The 15,674-nt window shown below is 75.7% G+C and carries 14 protein-coding genes and 1 pseudogene; 7 read left to right on the top strand and 8 right to left on the bottom strand.

The annotated features are described in order from the left end of the window. Nucleotides 1–341 precede the first annotated feature (341 nt). The 3 genes and pseudogenes from AB0O40_RS30200 to AB0O40_RS30190 all read right to left on the bottom strand — a co-directional run bounded on the left by AB0O40_RS30200 (nucleotide 342) and on the right by AB0O40_RS30190 (nucleotide 4,082). The gene (locus AB0O40_RS30200; protein ID WP_365048305.1) at nucleotides 342–1,694 is read right to left on the bottom strand and encodes a carboxyl transferase domain-containing protein; all 1,353 of its coding nucleotides are present in this window, start codon (nucleotides 1,692–1,694) and stop codon (nucleotides 342–344) included. A 159-nt stretch (nucleotides 1,695–1,853) separates the two neighbouring features. Beyond that, nucleotides 1,854–3,311, bottom strand: a pseudogene (locus AB0O40_RS30195) (acyl-CoA synthetase); the annotation flags it as partial. An 18-nt stretch (nucleotides 3,312–3,329) separates the two neighbouring features. After that, entirely contained in the window at nucleotides 3,330–4,082 is a 753-nt protein-coding gene (locus AB0O40_RS30190) for a LysE family transporter (RefSeq protein WP_365048303.1), read from the bottom strand. A gap of 70 nt (nucleotides 4,083–4,152) precedes the next feature. Between AB0O40_RS30190 and AB0O40_RS30185 the strand changes: the two genes are divergently transcribed. Both AB0O40_RS30185 and AB0O40_RS30180 read left to right on the top strand, forming a co-directional pair. Next, nucleotides 4,153–4,599 carry an Lrp/AsnC family transcriptional regulator gene (locus AB0O40_RS30185; protein ID WP_365048301.1) on the top strand — a complete coding sequence of 149 codons (447 nt, stop codon included), beginning with the start codon at nucleotides 4,153–4,155 and terminating at the stop codon, nucleotides 4,597–4,599. A gap of 159 nt (nucleotides 4,600–4,758) precedes the next feature. Then, nucleotides 4,759–6,480 (top strand): VCBS repeat-containing protein, encoded by a 1,722-nt coding sequence (locus AB0O40_RS30180; RefSeq protein WP_365048299.1) that lies wholly within the window; start codon nucleotides 4,759–4,761, stop codon nucleotides 6,478–6,480. Between the two features lie 51 nt (nucleotides 6,481–6,531). On the opposite strand, the gene AB0O40_RS30175 is transcribed toward AB0O40_RS30180, so the two are convergent. Then, nucleotides 6,532–8,094: a GAF domain-containing protein gene (locus AB0O40_RS30175; RefSeq protein WP_365048297.1), complete on the bottom strand. Its 1,563-nt coding sequence runs from the start codon at nucleotides 8,092–8,094 to the stop codon at nucleotides 6,532–6,534. Between the two features lie 56 nt (nucleotides 8,095–8,150). Further along, nucleotides 8,151–9,188, bottom strand: coding sequence for a rod shape-determining protein (locus tag AB0O40_RS30170; protein ID WP_365048295.1), 1,038 nt, complete (start codon nucleotides 9,186–9,188; stop codon nucleotides 8,151–8,153). Nucleotides 9,189–9,382: 194 nt separating this feature from the next. On the opposite strand from AB0O40_RS30170, the gene AB0O40_RS30165 reads away from it, so the two are divergent. Continuing rightward, the gene (locus AB0O40_RS30165) at nucleotides 9,383–10,081 is read left to right on the top strand and encodes a triacylglycerol lipase (RefSeq protein WP_365048293.1); all 699 of its coding nucleotides are present in this window, start codon (nucleotides 9,383–9,385) and stop codon (nucleotides 10,079–10,081) included. Between the two features lie 86 nt (nucleotides 10,082–10,167). Here AB0O40_RS30165 and AB0O40_RS30160 read toward each other — a convergent pair whose 3' ends face one another. Then, nucleotides 10,168–10,755, bottom strand: coding sequence for a hypothetical protein (locus tag AB0O40_RS30160; RefSeq protein WP_365048291.1), 588 nt, complete (start codon nucleotides 10,753–10,755; stop codon nucleotides 10,168–10,170). A gap of 139 nt (nucleotides 10,756–10,894) precedes the next feature. Between AB0O40_RS30160 and AB0O40_RS30155 the strand changes: the two genes are divergently transcribed. Continuing rightward, a complete protein-coding gene (locus AB0O40_RS30155; protein ID WP_365048289.1) occupies nucleotides 10,895–11,692 on the top strand; it encodes a hypothetical protein in 798 nt (265 codons plus the stop codon). A gap of 15 nt (nucleotides 11,693–11,707) precedes the next feature. Here AB0O40_RS30155 and AB0O40_RS30150 read toward each other — a convergent pair whose 3' ends face one another. Next, complete coding sequence (locus AB0O40_RS30150; RefSeq protein WP_365048287.1) at nucleotides 11,708–12,127, bottom strand: MarR family transcriptional regulator; 420 nt, start codon at nucleotides 12,125–12,127, stop codon at nucleotides 11,708–11,710. A gap of 92 nt (nucleotides 12,128–12,219) precedes the next feature. On the opposite strand from AB0O40_RS30150, the gene AB0O40_RS30145 reads away from it, so the two are divergent. The 3 genes from AB0O40_RS30145 (at nucleotide 12,220) to AB0O40_RS30135 (ending at nucleotide 14,694) form a co-directional block, all read left to right on the top strand. After that, a complete protein-coding gene (locus tag AB0O40_RS30145; protein WP_365048285.1) occupies nucleotides 12,220–13,248 on the top strand; it encodes an NADP-dependent oxidoreductase in 1,029 nt (342 codons plus the stop codon). 65 nt (nucleotides 13,249–13,313) lie between these two features. Then, nucleotides 13,314–13,733 (top strand): organic hydroperoxide resistance protein, encoded by a 420-nt coding sequence (locus tag AB0O40_RS30140; protein ID WP_365048283.1) that lies wholly within the window; start codon nucleotides 13,314–13,316, stop codon nucleotides 13,731–13,733. A 97-nt stretch (nucleotides 13,734–13,830) separates the two neighbouring features. Further along, entirely contained in the window at nucleotides 13,831–14,694 is an 864-nt protein-coding gene (locus AB0O40_RS30135) for an EI24 domain-containing protein (RefSeq protein ID WP_365048281.1), read from the top strand. 13 nt (nucleotides 14,695–14,707) lie between these two features. On the opposite strand, the gene AB0O40_RS30130 is transcribed toward AB0O40_RS30135, so the two are convergent. Continuing rightward, entirely contained in the window at nucleotides 14,708–15,595 is an 888-nt protein-coding gene (locus AB0O40_RS30130) for an NAD(P)-binding domain-containing protein (protein ID WP_365048279.1), read from the bottom strand. Nucleotides 15,596–15,674: the final 79 nt, after the last annotated feature.

The following is a 15,674-nucleotide window of genomic DNA, read 5'->3' as shown; positions in this document are numbered from 1 at the left end:
TTCGGGGCTCCGCCCCGGACCCCGCGCCTCAAACTCCCCCAGCTACCGCTGGGAGGTGCCCCCAGCGAGGCTGGTAGGCGCGACGGTCGCCTCAAGCGCCGGCGAGGCTGGGTATGCCGGGCGGAGCCCAGGCCCCCACCGCCGCTTCGCGACGGTCGCCTCAAACGCCGGCGGGGCTGGTAAGCCCGGCAGGACTGACAGAGGACAGCGGGGCTGGCACGGGGAACAGCCGGGCTGGCAAGGGGACAGCCGGGCCGGCACGGGGGCAGCGGGGCTGGCACGGGGGCAGCCGGGCCGGCAAGGGGCAGCCGGGCTCCGCCCCGCCGCCCCCGTCCGTCGCCTCAGGTCCCCGCCCGTTCAAACGGGGCGGTGATGCCCCGGGCCACTCCCAGTGTCACCAGGTCCTGGGGGCGGAGGCGGAGTTGGTCGGCGGTGGTGGGGGACTGGTCGGGGGTTCGTTTGAGGATGGCGGCGGCCAGTTCGGGGGCGATCACCGAGAAGTAGCTGTCGGGGGTCACCCAGGTGTTGCCCGGCGCGGCCAGCGCCAGGGCGCCGCCGGAGCCGCCCTCGCCGATCACCAGGGTCGTCACCGGCACCCGCGCCCCGGCCACCGCCGCGAACGTGTCCGCGATCGCCGCCCCCGCCCCGGCCCGCTCCGCCGCCGCGTCGTTGGCGGCACCCGGGGTGTCGACCAGCGTCAGCACCGGGATGCCCAGCCGGTCCGCCAGCCGGATGACCCGGGCTGCGGTCCGGTACCCCGCCGGCCGGGTGGCGGTGCCGCACTGGGCGGCGTACGCGATGCTCCGCCCGTCCCGCAGTCCGAAGCCGCACAGCATCCCCGCGTCCGTGCCGCCCGCCCGGTCCCCGGAGACCGGCAGCCGCAGCGCGAAGTACGCGTCCAGGTACGCCTCGGCCCGGGGCCGCCGCGGGTCGCGGGCCCGCTGGACCGCCTCCCAGCCGGTGGCCGCCGGCTCGGCCGCGGCCAGGGCGGCGGGCGGCTCCGCGGGCTCGGCGGTCCCGCTGACCGCCGGCCCGGACAGGAGCCGCAGCCAGCCGCCCAGGACCAGCGGGAGCTCCGCGGGCGGCACGACCGCGTCCACGTGACCGGCCGCGAACTGCCCCTCGGCGGTGTAGGCGGAAGGGTCCGCGTCGGCCGGCCGGACCCGGGAGCCGGCGAAGCCGACCTGCGCGCCGGGCAGCGCGAGGACCACGTCCGCGCCCGCGCCGAGCGTGGCCCAGCCGCCGCCGGTGGTCGGGTCCCGCAGCACCGCGATCTGCGGCAGCCCGGCGGCCCGGGTGAGCACCGACTGGCGGGCCACCCGCTGCAGTTGGGTGAGCGCCAGCATCCCCTCCTGCATGCGGGAGCCACCGGTGGCGATCAGCGAGACCAGCGGCAGCCGGTGCTCGCGGGCGTACGCGTACGCCGCCTCCAGGCGGTCGCCCGTACGCTCGCCCAGCGACCCGCCGAGGAAGTCGAACTCGAAGGAGACCAGCACGGCCGGGTGGCCGGCCACCCGCGCGGTGCCGTGCACCACCGACTCCTCCTCGCCGGTGCGCCCGGCGGCGCGGGCCCGGGAGGCGTCGTAGTCCTGCCAGCCGATCGGCCCGTCCGGGCGGCCGATCCGGGCCGGGGCGGGCAGCTCGGCGAAGGAGCCGGGATCGGCCACGGCCGCCACCGCCTCGCGCGCGCTCATCCGCCCGCCACCCGCAGCCGGCCCGCCGGCCCGCCCGGGCACGTCAGCCCTGATGCCGCCCTGGCCGGCGCCGTCCGCACGGGCGGGGTCCGGCCCGACGAGGGCCGTCCCGCCGCCGTCCGGAGCGGCGCTCCCGTCCGTCCCCGCCCCGCTCGTCTCCAGCGCCCGCTTCATCAGCTTGCCCATGTCGTTGCGGGGGAGGGCGGCCAGGAAGTGGACCGTGCGGGGGCGCTTGTGGGGGGCCAGCAGGCGGGCGACGTGCTCGGCGAGCTCGTCGGCGGCGGGCGGGGCGGTCGGGTCGGAGGGGACGACCCAGGCGACGATCCGCTCGCCGAGGTCGGGGTCCGGCTCGCCCGTGACGGCGGCCTCGGTCACCCCGGGGTGGTCCAGCAGCGCGTTCTCGATCTCGCCGGCGCCGATCTTGTAGCCGCCGCTCTTGATGAGGTCGGTGGCCTTGCGGCCGACGATCCGGACGTGCCCGGCGGCGTCCCGCGAGGCCATGTCCCCGGTGCGGAACCAGCCGTCCCCGGTGAGCGCGGCGGCGGTGGCGTCGGGGCGGCCCAGGTACTCGGTGAAGAGGTTCGGGCCGCGCACCTGGATCTCGCCGATGGTCTCGCCGTCCGCGGCGGCGGAGCCGGTGAGTTCCGCCCCCGACTCGTCGACCAGCCGCAGCTCGACCCCGTGCACCGGCACGCCGACCGTGCCCGGCGCCGACTCCGTGTCGTCCGCCCGGACGCTGGTGTTCATCAGCGTCTCGGTCATCCCGTACCGCTCGATGACCCGGCGCCCGGTGGCGGCGGTGATCCGCCGGTGGTCGTGCAGCGGGAGTCCCGCCGAGCCGGACACCAGCAGCCGGGCCCCGGCCAGCGCCTTCGCGAGGGCGGGGTCCTCGGCCACCGCCCCGGCGAGCCGGTGGTACATCGTCGGCACCCCGAAGAGCATGGTCCCGCCGCCGGTCAGGGCCGCCGTCACGCCCTCGGCCGAGAACCGGCCCAGGTGGTGGACGGTGCCGCCGCGGCGCAGCGGCCCGAGGGTGCCGAGGACCAGGCCGTGGACGTGGAAGAGGGGGAGGGCGTGCACGACGGTGTCCCGGTCCGTCCAGGCCCAGGCCTCCTCGAGGGCGTCGAGGGTGGCCGCCACGGCGCGGCGGGGGAGTACGGCGCCCTTGGGGGGCCCGGTGGTCCCGGAGGTGTAGATCACGAAGGCCGGCGCTTCGGCGTCCGCCGTGTCCGCTCCCGCCGGGAGGCCGGCCGGGGCGCCCGCCGGGTCCGTCTCCATGTCGATGCGGGGGAGCCGGGCCAGCTCCGCCGGAAGTCGAGCGTCCCTGTCCGCGAGGACGAGGGAAGGTCGGCTGTCGCCCAGGATGTGCGCGAGTTCCCGCTCGCCGGTCTTCGGGTTCAGCGGGACCACGGGGACGCCCGCGAGCAGCGCCGCGACCGCTCCCACCGCGGTCTCCAGGGTGGGCGTGGCCCACAGGGCGACCCGCTCGGCGCCGGCCAGCCGGGCCGCCAACGCACCGGCGACGGCGGACAGTTCGGAGTAGGTGAGGGTGCGGTCGCCGAAGCGTGCGGCGGTCCGGTCACAGGGCGCGTGCAGCGCGGGGAAGAGGGTGGCCACGCTCGGCACCCTACGGGCTCACGGCAACGGCAGGGCGATGCGCACCGCGTACGCGGCGACCAGGCCGTACCCGGCGCGGAAGGTCCACAGCCGGGCCCGTGCCGAGATCCGGTGGCCGGCGAACGACCCGGCGAGCACCAGCAGTTGCTGCCAGGCGAGGCTGGCGAGGAAGACCGCGGCGGCGAACACCGCGCCGGACCCGCCGCCCGCCAGCCGGTCGCCCTGGGCCGTGGTCAGCGCCGCGAAGTACAGCGCGGTGGTGGGGTTCACGGCCGTCAGGGCGGCGAACCGCAGGAAGGTCCGCCGGGCCGAGCCCGGGGCGCCGACGGTGACCGTGGCCGTCGCGGCCCCCGCAGCCCCGCCGGCTCCGGCAGCCCCCTCGACGGCCCCAGCCCCCTCAAGAGGCGTCTGCGGCACCCCGCCGGCCCCCGGCACCCCGCCGGCCCCCGGCCCCGTACCCGCCGCCGTCCCGCTCCCCGCACCCCGTCCCGCCCACATCCCGCGGCCCGCGATGGTCAGCAGGACGGCGGCCGAGGCGAGGCGGACCCAGGCCTCCACCGGGGACAGGGCCGAGGACACCAGCGGGCCGAGGGCCGTGGCCAGGGCCGCGTAGGCCAGGTCCACCGTCGCCACGGCCGCCGCCGCGGCCATCGCCGGGCGCCGGGCCCGCATGCTCTCCTGCACCAGCAGCACGCCCATCGCGCCCACCGGCATCGCCACGCCCAGTCCCGCCGCCGCACCCGCGACGGCCGTCGTCACCATCTCGCTCATGTCCCGGACTCTCGCCCGGGGGCCGCGGCCGGTGGGGGCGGATACCGGCCCGCACCGCGATAATCGCGGTATGGACCGCCTCGACAGGGAAATCCTCGGGATCCTCCAGCAGGATGCGCGGATCTCGTACCGCGACCTCGGCGTCCGGGTCGGCCTCAGCGCCAACGCCGCGGCCGACCGGGTGCGCCGGATGCGCCGCGACGGGGTGATCCGCGGCTTCACCGTGCTGGTCGACCCGGCCGCGGACGGCGGCGGCGGGCTGGTGGTGTTCATCGACGTCACCCTGCGCCCCGACGCCACCAACGAGAGCTTCGAGGCGGCCGCCGCCAGGCTGCCCGGGATCACCGAGGTGGTCCACGTCACGGGGGCGCACGACTACCTGGTCCGCGCCCGGGCCGCCGACCCCGCCGCCCTCGACGCACTGCTGCGCCGGCTCAAGGGCGAGGCGGGGGTGGCCCAGTCCCAGACCCGGATCGCCCTGCGGGCCGCCACCCGGCCGCCGCTGCCGCCCGCCTGAGGGGCCGGCGTACGTCCGGACGTCCGCGCGCACCCCCCGTCCCACCTGCCCCACCCGCCCCGTCGTGTAGGTTCCGGAGCGGCGCGGACGGGGCACGTCCGGCGCCCGCTCGACGGCTCGACCAGGCCGTCCCTGATGTCCGGGGGGACAGAACCGATCATGCGCACCCGCAACCTGACCGCACTCGGCGGGGTCACCGCCCTGCTCGCCGCGGCCGCCCTCACCACCGGCACCGCCGCCGCCGACGGCGGCTCCCGTTTCGACCGGGTCCCGGCGCCGGTGGTCAAGCCCACCGGCCGCACCTGGATCTCGCCCGAGATGACGCTGCTGACCGGCAACACCGCGGGCACCTTCGTCTACGCCCTCAGCGGCGCCCCGCTCACCGACGCCGGCGGCCGCACCACGGCGCTGCCGGCCGGGCTGACCGCGCAGGTCGGCGCGACCGCGGACTGCACGCCCCGTCCCGGCGGCGTCTTCGTCTGCTCCGCCCGCGGGCTGGGCTACGTACCCTCACCGCTGGTCATCGCGGGTACGAAGGCCGCGGACCGCGCCACGGCCCACTTCGGTGTGGTCTTCGTGCCGCCGGGCGGCAGCGTCGACAAGGGCGTCAAGGAGGCCCGGACCGCGGGCCTGCGGGCCGAGGACGGCCGGCACGCCGCGCGGACCGTCACGGTCCTCACCCCCGCGCACGTCGCGCGCAACACCCTCAAGGTGACCGCGCCCCGGGTGAAGGCGGGCGCCACCGTCACGCACACCGTCACCCTGCACGCGGTCGACCCGGGCCGGCTGACCGTCTCCCTCACCCAGTCGGCGAAGCCGGTCACCGAGCGGCGCGTCGAGCCCGGCGAACTCCGCTTCGGCATCGGCACGTTCCAGGGCGACCCGGGCCTGACCTGCGTCCTGGCCCCCGGTTTCGGGCCCGGCCTGGCCTGCACGGCGGCCCGCCCCGGCGACTACCGGCTGACGTACACCGTCCCCGCCGAGCAGGACCTCCAGGCCTGGCACCTGGACACCACCGCCGGGTACGAGGTGTGGACCAGCGGTACGGGCAACCCGTCGGCCACCACGGCCTTCCAGGTGGACAGCCCCCGCAAGGTGCGCGACCGCCACCAGGTGTACGCCCGGACCGCGGACGGCCGCCTGCTGGAGCTCAACGGCAGCGGCGACGTGCAGTACCCGCTGCGGGTGTTCTCCAGCCTGGTCGGCCCGGGCTGGAACGGCTACGACGCGCTGACCAAGCTCGCGCCGGTCACCGGCCGCGGCACCGGCGGCCAGGTCGTCGCCCGGGACCGGGCGGGCGTGCTGTGGAGCTACGGCCACACCGGCGACCGGGCCCGGCTCGCCGCGCGCGCCAAGGTCGGCGGCGGCTGGGGCGTCTACCGCGAGATCGCCGGGGCCGGCGACCTGACCGGCGACGGCCGCGCGGACCTGGTGGCCCGGGACGCCGCCGGGGTGCTGTGGCTGTACCCGGGCGCGGGCAAGCCGCTCTTCGGGGCCCGCATCAAGGTCGGCAGCGGCTGGAAGTCGTACGACAAGCTGATCGGCGCGGGTGACGTGAACCGGGACGGGCGCTCGGACCTGCTGGCCCGGGACGGCTCGGGTGCGCTGTGGCTGTACGCGGGGACGGGCAAGGCCGCGGCGCCGTTCGCGGGCCGGGTCCAGGTCGCCGACGGCTTCGGCGGCTACCGGTCGGTCGCGGCGCCGGGCGACCTGACCGACGACGGCCGGGCCGACCTGGTCACCCAGGACCGGGCGGGCGCCCTGTGGCTGCACGCCGGTACCGGTGACGCGGCGGCGCCGTTCGCCGCGCCGGTGCCCGCCGACGGCGGCCTGTGGGGCTCCGAGACCGCCGAGGCCAAGAAGTACTCCACGCTGTTCTGACGGGTGCCGTTGGGCGGGGGCCGGTCCTGCGGGGCCGGCCCCCGTCGCCGTCTAGAGCGCCGACTCCCAGGTCACCGTCGTGCCGCGGGTGCCGGACTCGGTGCGGCCGTCGTCGGTGACGGTGAGCCGGACGGCCCCGGGGGTGGCGTCCACCTCCACGTCGATCGCGCCGACCTCGGTGCGGCGGTAGGCGGCGGCCAGGGCGCCGCGCAGCGCCGCCAGCAGGTCCACCGCGACCTGGTCCGGCAGCAGCGCGTCCACCGCGCCGGCGAACTTGACCGAGGGCTGGAAGCCCAGCAGCACCGCGGCGCCGCCGGTCTCCCGCAGCACCCACCCCCGGAAGGTGGTGGGCGCGTCGGAGGGGGGCTGCTGGAGCGCGAAGATCGCGGTGCGGACGTCCTGGATGGTGGAGTCCAGCTCGTCCACGGCCCGGCCGAGTTCGTCGCCCACGGTGTCCTCCACCGGGGCGGCGGCCGACCGCCGCCGGGTGGCGTCCAGCATCATCTCGGTGGCGAACAGCCGCTGCACCACCAGGTCGTGCAGGTCCCGGGCGATCCGGTCGCGGTCCTCGTAGACCGCCAGCTGCTCCCGGTCGTGCTGGGCGTCGGCGAGTACCAGGGCCAGCGCGGCCTGCGAGGCGAACTGGCTGGCCAGCAGCCGGTCCACCGCGTCGTACGGGGGTCCGCCGCGGTGCCGGGGCAGGGCGAGGGTGCCGATCAGCTGGCCGCCGCTCTGCAGGGGCAGCATCATGCTGGGCCCGAACCGGGCGCGCACGCGGGTGGTCATCCGCGGATCGGTGGCCGAGTCGTCGATGAAGACCGGCTCCCCGCCGAGCAGCTGGGTGAGCACCGCGCTGCCCGGCTCGATGGTGGTGCCGACCAGGTCGCCCGGGTCGTCGTGGGTGGAGGCCGCGACGATCTCCATGCCGCCCTCGGGGGTGGGCTGAAGGATCACCCCGGCGGCGGCGTCGGCCAGCAGCCGGGCGCGTTCGGCGACGCACATGAGGGCGTCGGCGGCCGGCCGGCCGGCGAGCAGGGTGGTGGTCACCGCCGCCGCGCCCTCGATCCAGCGCTCCCGGCGGCGGGCGGTCTCGTACAGCCGGGCGTTGCCGATGGCGATGCCGGCCTGTGAGGCGAGCACCCGGACCAGGGCGAGGTCATCCTCGGTGAAGGGGGCGCCGTCGCGCTTCTCGGTGAGGTAGAGGTTGCCGAAGACCTCGGTGTGCACCCGGATGGGCACCCCGAGGAAGCTCTTCATCGGCGGGTGGCCGGGTGGGAAGCCGGCCGAGCGGGGGTCGGTGCCCAGGTCGTCCAGGAGGAGCGGCCGCGGGTCGCTGACCAGGGCGCCCAGCAGCCCGGACCGGCCGTCGGGCAGGTGCGGGATGCGGGCGCGCTCCTCGTCGGTGAGGCCGGTGGTGAAGAGCCCGGTCAGCCGGCTGCCGTTGTCCCGGTCGGGGTCGATGACCCCGAGGGCGCCGTAGCGGGCGTCGCAGAGCTCGGTCGCGGAGTCCACGATGTGCTGGAGCGTGCCGTGCAGCTCGAGGTCGGTGCCGACGCTCAGCACGGCCTCCAGCAGCACCGGCAGCCGGGGCGCCGGGCCCTCGGGACCGGGCACCGCGCCCGGTCGTCCTGGGCCCGGCGCGGATCCGCCGGGTGGTTCCGCGGAACGGCTCATTCGGCCAGCGGGTTGAGAACCATGGGGGCGATCTTCCCTTCCAGCATCGCGCCGAGGCCCATCACGGCGCAGACGTCCGGCCGTTCCGCGATGGCGACGGGCATGCCGGTGGCGTCCCGCAGCATCTGGTCCAGGCCCGGCAGCAGGGCGCTGCCTCCCACCATCATGATCCCCCGGTCGGTGAGGTCGGCGACCAGGTCCGGCGGGCAGTCCCGGAGCACCTTGCCGATGCCGTCGAGCACGGCGGTGAGCGGGGTGTGGATGGCGTTGCGGACGGCGGCGGTGTCCACCCGCACCGAGCGGGCCAGCCCGGTGGCCACGTCCCGCCCGTGGATCTCGGTGGAGGTCGGGCCGTGCGGGGTGATGCCGTTGCCGTGCAGGGCGAGCTGGAGCGGCCGGACGGCCTGGCTGGGCAGCATCAGCTCGTGCTGGTGGCGCAGGTGCTGGACGATCGCGTGGTCCACCGCGTCGCCGCCGACCGCGACCCGCTCGGCGGTGACGATCGAGCCGAGGGAGAGGACGGCGATCTGCGTGGCGGCCGCCCCGCACACCATGATCATCGTCGCGGTCGGCTGCTCGACGGGCAGTCCGCAGCCGACGGCCGCGGCGATCAGGGTGTCCACGAGTTCGACCCGCCGGGCGCCGAGTCCGACCAGGGTCTCCACGGCCGCGCGCTGGGCCAGCGGGTCGGCGTCGTGCGGGGTGCAGGCCGCGGCCCGCAGCCGGGGCTTGCGGCGCAGCGCGCGCCGCAGCTTCTCGCCGAGCAGGTGCCGCAGCATCCGCTGGGCCATCTCGATGTCGACGACCGTGCCGCCGGAGACCGGCCGGGCCACGCGGATGTAGTCGGGTGTGCGGCCGGTCATCCGCTCGGCGAAGGAGCCGACGGCGATGAGGGCGCCGGTGCGGGTGTTGACGGCCGCGACGCTGGGCTCGTCGACGACCAGCCCCTGGCCCTTCACATAGACGCGTGTCCTGGCCGCCCCCAGGTCGACGGCGACGTGGCAGCGACGCAGCTGCTCCAGACTGACGGTCACGGCGGATCCTCCCGAGAGCGGTGACGCAAGGAGACCGGCCGAGCGCCGGTCTCAATTCACACTTTCTATGGCATATCGGACATTTGCCATGCTGGGCTGGGCCGTGCGGGGGGTGCTGCACAAGGGTGGTCTTCTGTCGTGTCAGGCCGCACCATGCACCCACTACTCGCGCGTAACAAGGTAAGGGGGTCCCGATGCTGACGGTCCGCCAGCGACTGGCCGTGCTCCTCGCCCTGGTCGCGGCGCTGCTCGCGCCGCTCCCGGCGCAGGCGCTGCCGCACGCCGCTGACCAGGAGGTCCTGCGCAATCCGGTGGTGTTCGTGCACGGTTACAACGCCGACCCCGGGGTCTGGGGATCGCTGCGCGGCAGCCTGAAGTCCGCCGGCTACACCGACTCCGAACTCTTCTCGTGGGGTTACGACACCCACCAGTCCGTCAACGAGGTCCTGGCCGGCCGGCTCGCGGAGTACGTCGAGCAGGTCCGGCGGCAGACCGGCGCCGCCCGGGTGGACCTGGTCGCGCATTCGTTCGGGTCGCTGGTCACCCGCTGGTACGTGAAGTTCGGCGGCGGGACGGCGGCCGTGGGGCACTGGGTCTCGCTGGCCGGACCGAACCACGGCACCTCCACCGCGTGGGCCTGCGCGCTGTGGGACCAGGCCTGCCGCGACATGACCCCCGGCTCCTGGGTGGTCGGCAAGCTCGCGGAGGGCGACGAGACCCCGGGGCCGGTCGCCTACGCCACCTTCTGGTCCAACTGCGACGAGGTGATCAACCCGGACTCCAGCGTGCCGCTTTCGGGCGCGTCGAACGTGGCCGCGGGCTGCCTCAAGCACAACGACCTGCTCGGCGATCCGGGGGTGGCAGCGGGCGTGCGGTCCTTCCTGGCCTCCTGACGGGTCCTCGCCCCGGCCGGGGCGGTACCGGGACCAGGCCCGGCCGGGGGTGGTACCGGTACCAGGCCCGGCCGGGCGTCCCCGGATCAGCTCCCGGCCGGGGGGTCCTCGTCGAAGGCCAGCCGCTGGAGCAGCCCGTACGTGAACTCGGCCGTGCAGTGCCGCACCGCCCCCGCCGCCGTCCGGCCGGTGAAGGCCAGCCGCCAGCGGGTGGGGGCGGTGCCCTCCAGCGGCCGGACCGGCGCGAAGGCCCGGGCCACCTCGTCGACGGTGCACGACCAGGGCGTCAGCTCGTCCAGCCAGGCCGGCTCCGGCCCCGCCGCACCGGGCGCCCGGACAAGCCACTCGTTCCACACCGCGCCGTCCGGCGCGGCCAGCACCTCGAAGCGCAGGGTCGGCCACAGCGGCACCGGCCACAGCAGCGCCTCGCACTCCAGGTCGCCGATCCGCCGCCGGAGGGTCTGCTCGGGCGGGCCCAGCGCCGAGCGGTAGCGGGCCAGCGCACCACGGGAGCGGGGCGAGCGGACCATGGCCTGCCAGCGCTTGTTCGCCTCGCGCTGGTCGGCGAGGGAGGCGCCCAGCGCGAGCCGGGCGTCCTCGGCGAGGCCGGGCTGGAAGTCGGCCATCCGGCGGAGCAGGACGAGCTGGAAGGCGGCCGGTCCGAAGGCTGTCATGGCCGTCAGACTCGCACGGAGCGGCCCCCGCCCGGGCGCCGACCCGGTGGCTCCGGGCACCGGAGCCGGTAATTCCACACAGGATCCTTACAGTCCCGGGACACCGATGTTGCCGGGCGCCGCATAGCCTGCGGGCGCCATGGACTACTGCCACTCATGCCGGCGGCACCTCAACGGCGCACTCGCCTGCGCCGGCTGCGGCACCGCCGCCGCCCAGCTCGCGCCCTCGCCCTGGGCCCGGCCCGCCGCCGAAGCGACCGCTGCCCCGGCCCCGGCCGCCCCGTCGTACGACGGGGCGGCCGGGTACGAGATCCCGTACCCGGATCCGCGGGAGGTCGTGGGGCCGGGTGGTCGGGAGGCCGGGCGGCGGCGCCGGGCCGCGCACCGCAGGCGGCGGCGGACCGCGCTGACGGCCGGGACCGCGCTGCTGTGCGCCGTCGCGGGCACGATGGCGCTGGCCCGGCTCACCGGTGACGACCCGGTCTCGGACCGCGCCTCGACCGTCGTGCAGCAGGAGGAACTGGGCGCGACCCAGCCGGCGGCGGAGGACACCGCCCCGGTCGCGGACCCGTCACCGGTGCCGCGCCGTACCGAGGTGCGGGCCGGCCCGGCGACCGCGAGCGCCGGCACCGGGACGGCCACGGAAGGGCCCGCGGCCACCGCGGGCCCCACGGCCACCGGCGAGCCCGAGGCCACCGGCCCCGCGCCGACGGTGACCGACTCCCCGGAGGCGGACCCGACGGGCCGGTCCGGGCACCACCACGGCAAGCACGGGTCGACCGGCCGGCCGGCGGCCACCGGCACGCCCGGCCCGGACGTCACGGACGACGCGCAGGACGGCTCCGGCGGCGGGGCCGGGGAGCCGGACGAGCCGACCGCCACGCCGACCCCGGAGCCCACCGAGGACTGCACGCCGTTCCTGTGGTGGTGCGTCTGAGCGACGGGGCGGGGATCAGCCCAGCATGCGCTGGAGCAGGTCCCGCAGGACCGTGCGCTCCTCGGTGCTCAGGGCGGCGAGCGGTTCCCGGGCGAAGCCCAGGGACTCCCGCAGCTCCCCGGCGGTCCGGACGCCCTCGTCGGTGGCGGCGGCCAGCTTGACCCGGCGGTCGGCCGGGTCGGGGCGGCGCTCGGCCAGGCCCCGGGTCTCCAGCCGGTCGATGATGCCGGTGACGTTCGACGGCTCGCACTTCAGCTTCTGGGCGATGTGCCGCATCGGCATCGGCTCGAGGGCGAGCAGGCCCAGCACCCGGGCCTGCGCACCGGTCAGCTGGTGGCTCGCGGCCGCGTGCTCGTACTCCTCGTGGTAGCGGGCCACGACGGAGGCGATGAGCTCCACGACCTCGCGGGTGAGGGGGTCTGTGCGAGTGGACATGGCTCCAGGGTACCCGTTTACTTGACAACCTGAAATATCTAGGAGCATGGTTCTTTCAGTCAGGAAATCATTCAGAGGATGAAATAACTGCCATGACCGAGACCACCGCCCTCCCCGCCGTCAGCCGCGAATGGCACCTGATCCGCCGCCCGCAGGGCTGGCCCGTCGCCGAGGACTTCGCCCTGCGCGAGGTGCCCGTCGCCGCCCCTGCCGAGCCCGGCCGGATCCTGGTCCGCAACCTGCACATGTCCGTCGACCCTTACATGCGGGGTCGTATGAACGACGTGAAGTCCTACATCCCGCCGTTCCAGCTCGACCGTCCGATGGACGGCGGCGCGGTCGGCGAGGTCGTCGCCTCCACCGCCGAGGGCTTCGCCGTCGGCGACCACGTCCTGCACGGCCTGGGCTGGCGCGAGTACGCCGAGTTCGACGCCCAGCACGCCACCAAGGTCGACGGCGCCATCGCCCCGCTCTCCGCCTACCTCGGCGTGCTCGGCATGCCGGGCCTGACGGCCTACGCGGGCCTCTTCGAGACCGCCTCCTTCAAGGAGGGCGACGCCGTCTTCGTCTCCGGCGCCGCCGGTGCCGTCGGCAGCCTGGTCGGCCAGTTCGCCCGCATCAAGGGCGCCTCGCGGGTGATCGGCTCGGCCGGCTCCGCCGAGAAGGTCGACCTGCTCACCGGCAAGTACGGCTTCGACGCCGCCTTCAACTACAAGGACGGCCCGGTCGCCAAGCAGCTGCGCGAGGCCGCGCCGGAGGGCATCGACGTCTACTTCGACAACGTCGGCGGGGACCACCTCGAGGCGGCCATCGGCGCGCTGAACGTGCACGGCCGCGCCACCCTCTGCGGTGCGATCGCGCACTACAACGACACCGAGCCGGCCCCCGGCCCGCGCAACCTGATGATGGCCATCGGCAAGCGGCTGCGCCTGGAAGGCCTGATGGTCAGCGACCACTACGGCAACAAGGACTTCGTCAAGGACGTGGCCGGCTGGCTGGGCTCCGGCGAGCTGACGTACGACGAGACCGTGGTCGAGGGGATCGAGAACGGCGTCGACGCCTTCCTCGGTCTGCTGCGCGGCGAGAACACCGGAAAGATGATCGTTTCTTTTACCGGCTAGGCTCACCCTCACACCACCGCGATCGTGGGCGCGAGTCGCGGTGCGACCAGGAGGATCCTTCTTTCATGTCCATCCAGCAGTCCGACGTCCTCTACACCGCCGTCGCCACCGCCGAGAACGGCCGTGACGGGCGCGTCGCCACCAACGACGGCCAGCTCGACGTCGTCGTGAACCCGCCGAAGGAGATGGGCGGCAGCGGCGCCGGCACCAACCCGGAGCAGCTCTTCGCCGCCGGCTACAGCGCCTGCTTCCAGGGTGCCCTCGGTGTCGTCGCCCGCAACGAGAACGCCGACATCTCCGGCTCGACCGTCACCGCGGAGGTCGGCATCGGCAAGAACGACGAGGGCTTCGGCCTGATCGTCAAGATCTCCGCCACGATCCCGAACGTGGACGAGGCCAAGGCCAAGGAGCTCATCGAGAAGGCCCACCAGGTCTGCCCGTACTCCAAGGCCACCCGCGGCAACATCACGGTCGAGCTCGTCTGAGCCCTGCCGTAGCGCACCGCAGCAGGTCCCGAGGGCCGCACCCCGTCCGCGGGGTGCGGCCCTCGGGCCGTGCGGGGCCGCTGGATACCCTGGCCCCATGCGAGATCTTGCGGGGGGCTTCCGCTACCTGGTGGCCGGACAGCGGTGGGTGGCCGGTCACGGCCGGTGGCTGGGGATCGGGCTGCTGCCCGGACTGATCTCCCTGGTCGTGTACGCGGCGGCGCTGATCGGCCTCGCCTACGGCGCCGACGACCTGACGGCCTGGGCCACGCCCTTCGCCGACGACTGGTCCTCGCCCTGGCTCGGGCTCTTCCGCGGCTTCCTGACCGCGCTGCTCTTCGCCCTCGGGCTGTTCCTCGCCGTGATCACCTTCACCGCGGTCACCCTGCTGATCGGCCAGCCCTTCTACGAGTCCCTTTCCGAGGAGGTCGACCGCTCCGAGGGCGGCGAGGTCCCGGAATCGGGGCTGCCGCTGTGGCGGGAGCTGTGGATCGGGGCCCGGGACGCCCTGCGGATCCTGGGCCGGGTGGCGCTCTACGGCGTCCTGCTCTTCGCCCTCGGCTTCGTGCCGGTGCTCGGGCAGACCGTGGTCCCCGCCGTCGGCTTCTGCGTCTCCGGCTACTTCCTCACCCAGGAGCTGACCTCGGTCGCGCTGATGCGCCGCCGCATCGGGCTGACCGAGCAGCTGGCGCTGCTGCGCGGGCGCCGGATGCTGGCCCTCGGCTTCGGGGTCCCGCTGGTGCTGGCCTTCCTGGTGCCGCTGGTCGCGGTCTTCCTGATGCCGGGCGCGGTGGCGGGCGCCACTTTGATGGTCCGCGACCTGGCGGACGCCGCCGCGGACGAGCCATCGGGGGAGCCCGCGGACCAGACCGCCGGGGACGCCCCCGATGCGGCCGGCGAGGGGCCCGCGGCCGCCGGCTTCGGACCGGCCCCGGCCGCCTTCGGCACCACCGCGCCGTAGCGGCCCACCGGGATCAGGGCCGCCGCAGCAGGCCGACCAGCCCGGCGTTGTCCTGGTCGCCGCGGCCCTCCTCGACGCCCCGGCGCAGCAGGGCGAAGTACGGGTCCAGCAGTTCGGTGCTGACCCCCTGGCCCCGGGCCGTCGCCGCGAACCCGGCCGTGCCGCCCGCCTGCATCGCCAGGTTCGACACGACCCCCGTGGTCAGGTCGCCCGAGTCCAGCCGCTCCGCCGTACCGGCCACCGCCGCCGGGGTCATCGCGCCCAGCCACTCGGCCAGCAGCGGTGCCAGCTCCTTCGCGGCGACGTCCTCGCCGCCGATCAGCGCGTAGGCGTGCGCGACCCCGGCGAACATCCCGTACATGGCGCTGAGCAGCGCCGAGTCGTAGAGCGCGGCGTGCCCCGGGTCGGCTCCGACGTACCGGGCCCCGCCGACCGCCTCCAGCGCCGCCCGGTGGGCCTCGAAGAGGCCGGGGTCGCCGCTGTAGAAGACGTACGCCCCCGAGCCGGGGACCCCGACCATCGGCGGCACCGCCATGATCCCGCCGTCCAGGAAGCGCGCCCCGCGCTCCGCGGCCCAGGCGGCGCGGGCCCGCCCGGTCGCGGGGGTGCCGGTCGTGAGGTCGACCAGGTCCTTGCCGCGCAGGTCGGCGCCGGCCAGCACCGCGCCGACCGAGGCGTCGTCGAGCAGGCAGGTCACGACCAGCGGGCTCGCGGCGACGGCCGCCGCCGGGGTGGCGGCGACGGCGGCCCCCGCGGCGGCGAGCGGGCGGGTGCGTTCGGGGGAGCGGTTCCAGACGGTCACGGGGTGCCCGGCGGCGAGCCAGGCATGGGCCAGGGCCGTGCCCATGGAGCCGAGTCCGAGGAGGGTGAGGGGGGTCTTGTGCGTGGTGGTGTCGGTCATGCGCATTAGCCTTGCCGCAGGTCGAAAGGGGCTCAAGTGCGCACTTCGAAGTGGGTGCTTACCCCGAGGTATGCGAGCA

It is taken from the genome of Streptomyces sp. NPDC089919, from assembly GCF_040684615.1.
Classification (GTDB): domain Bacteria; phylum Actinomycetota; class Actinomycetes; order Streptomycetales; family Streptomycetaceae; genus Streptomyces.
The sequence above is the reverse complement of the archived record's forward strand: the minus strand, read 5'-3'. Positions and strand labels throughout refer to the sequence as shown.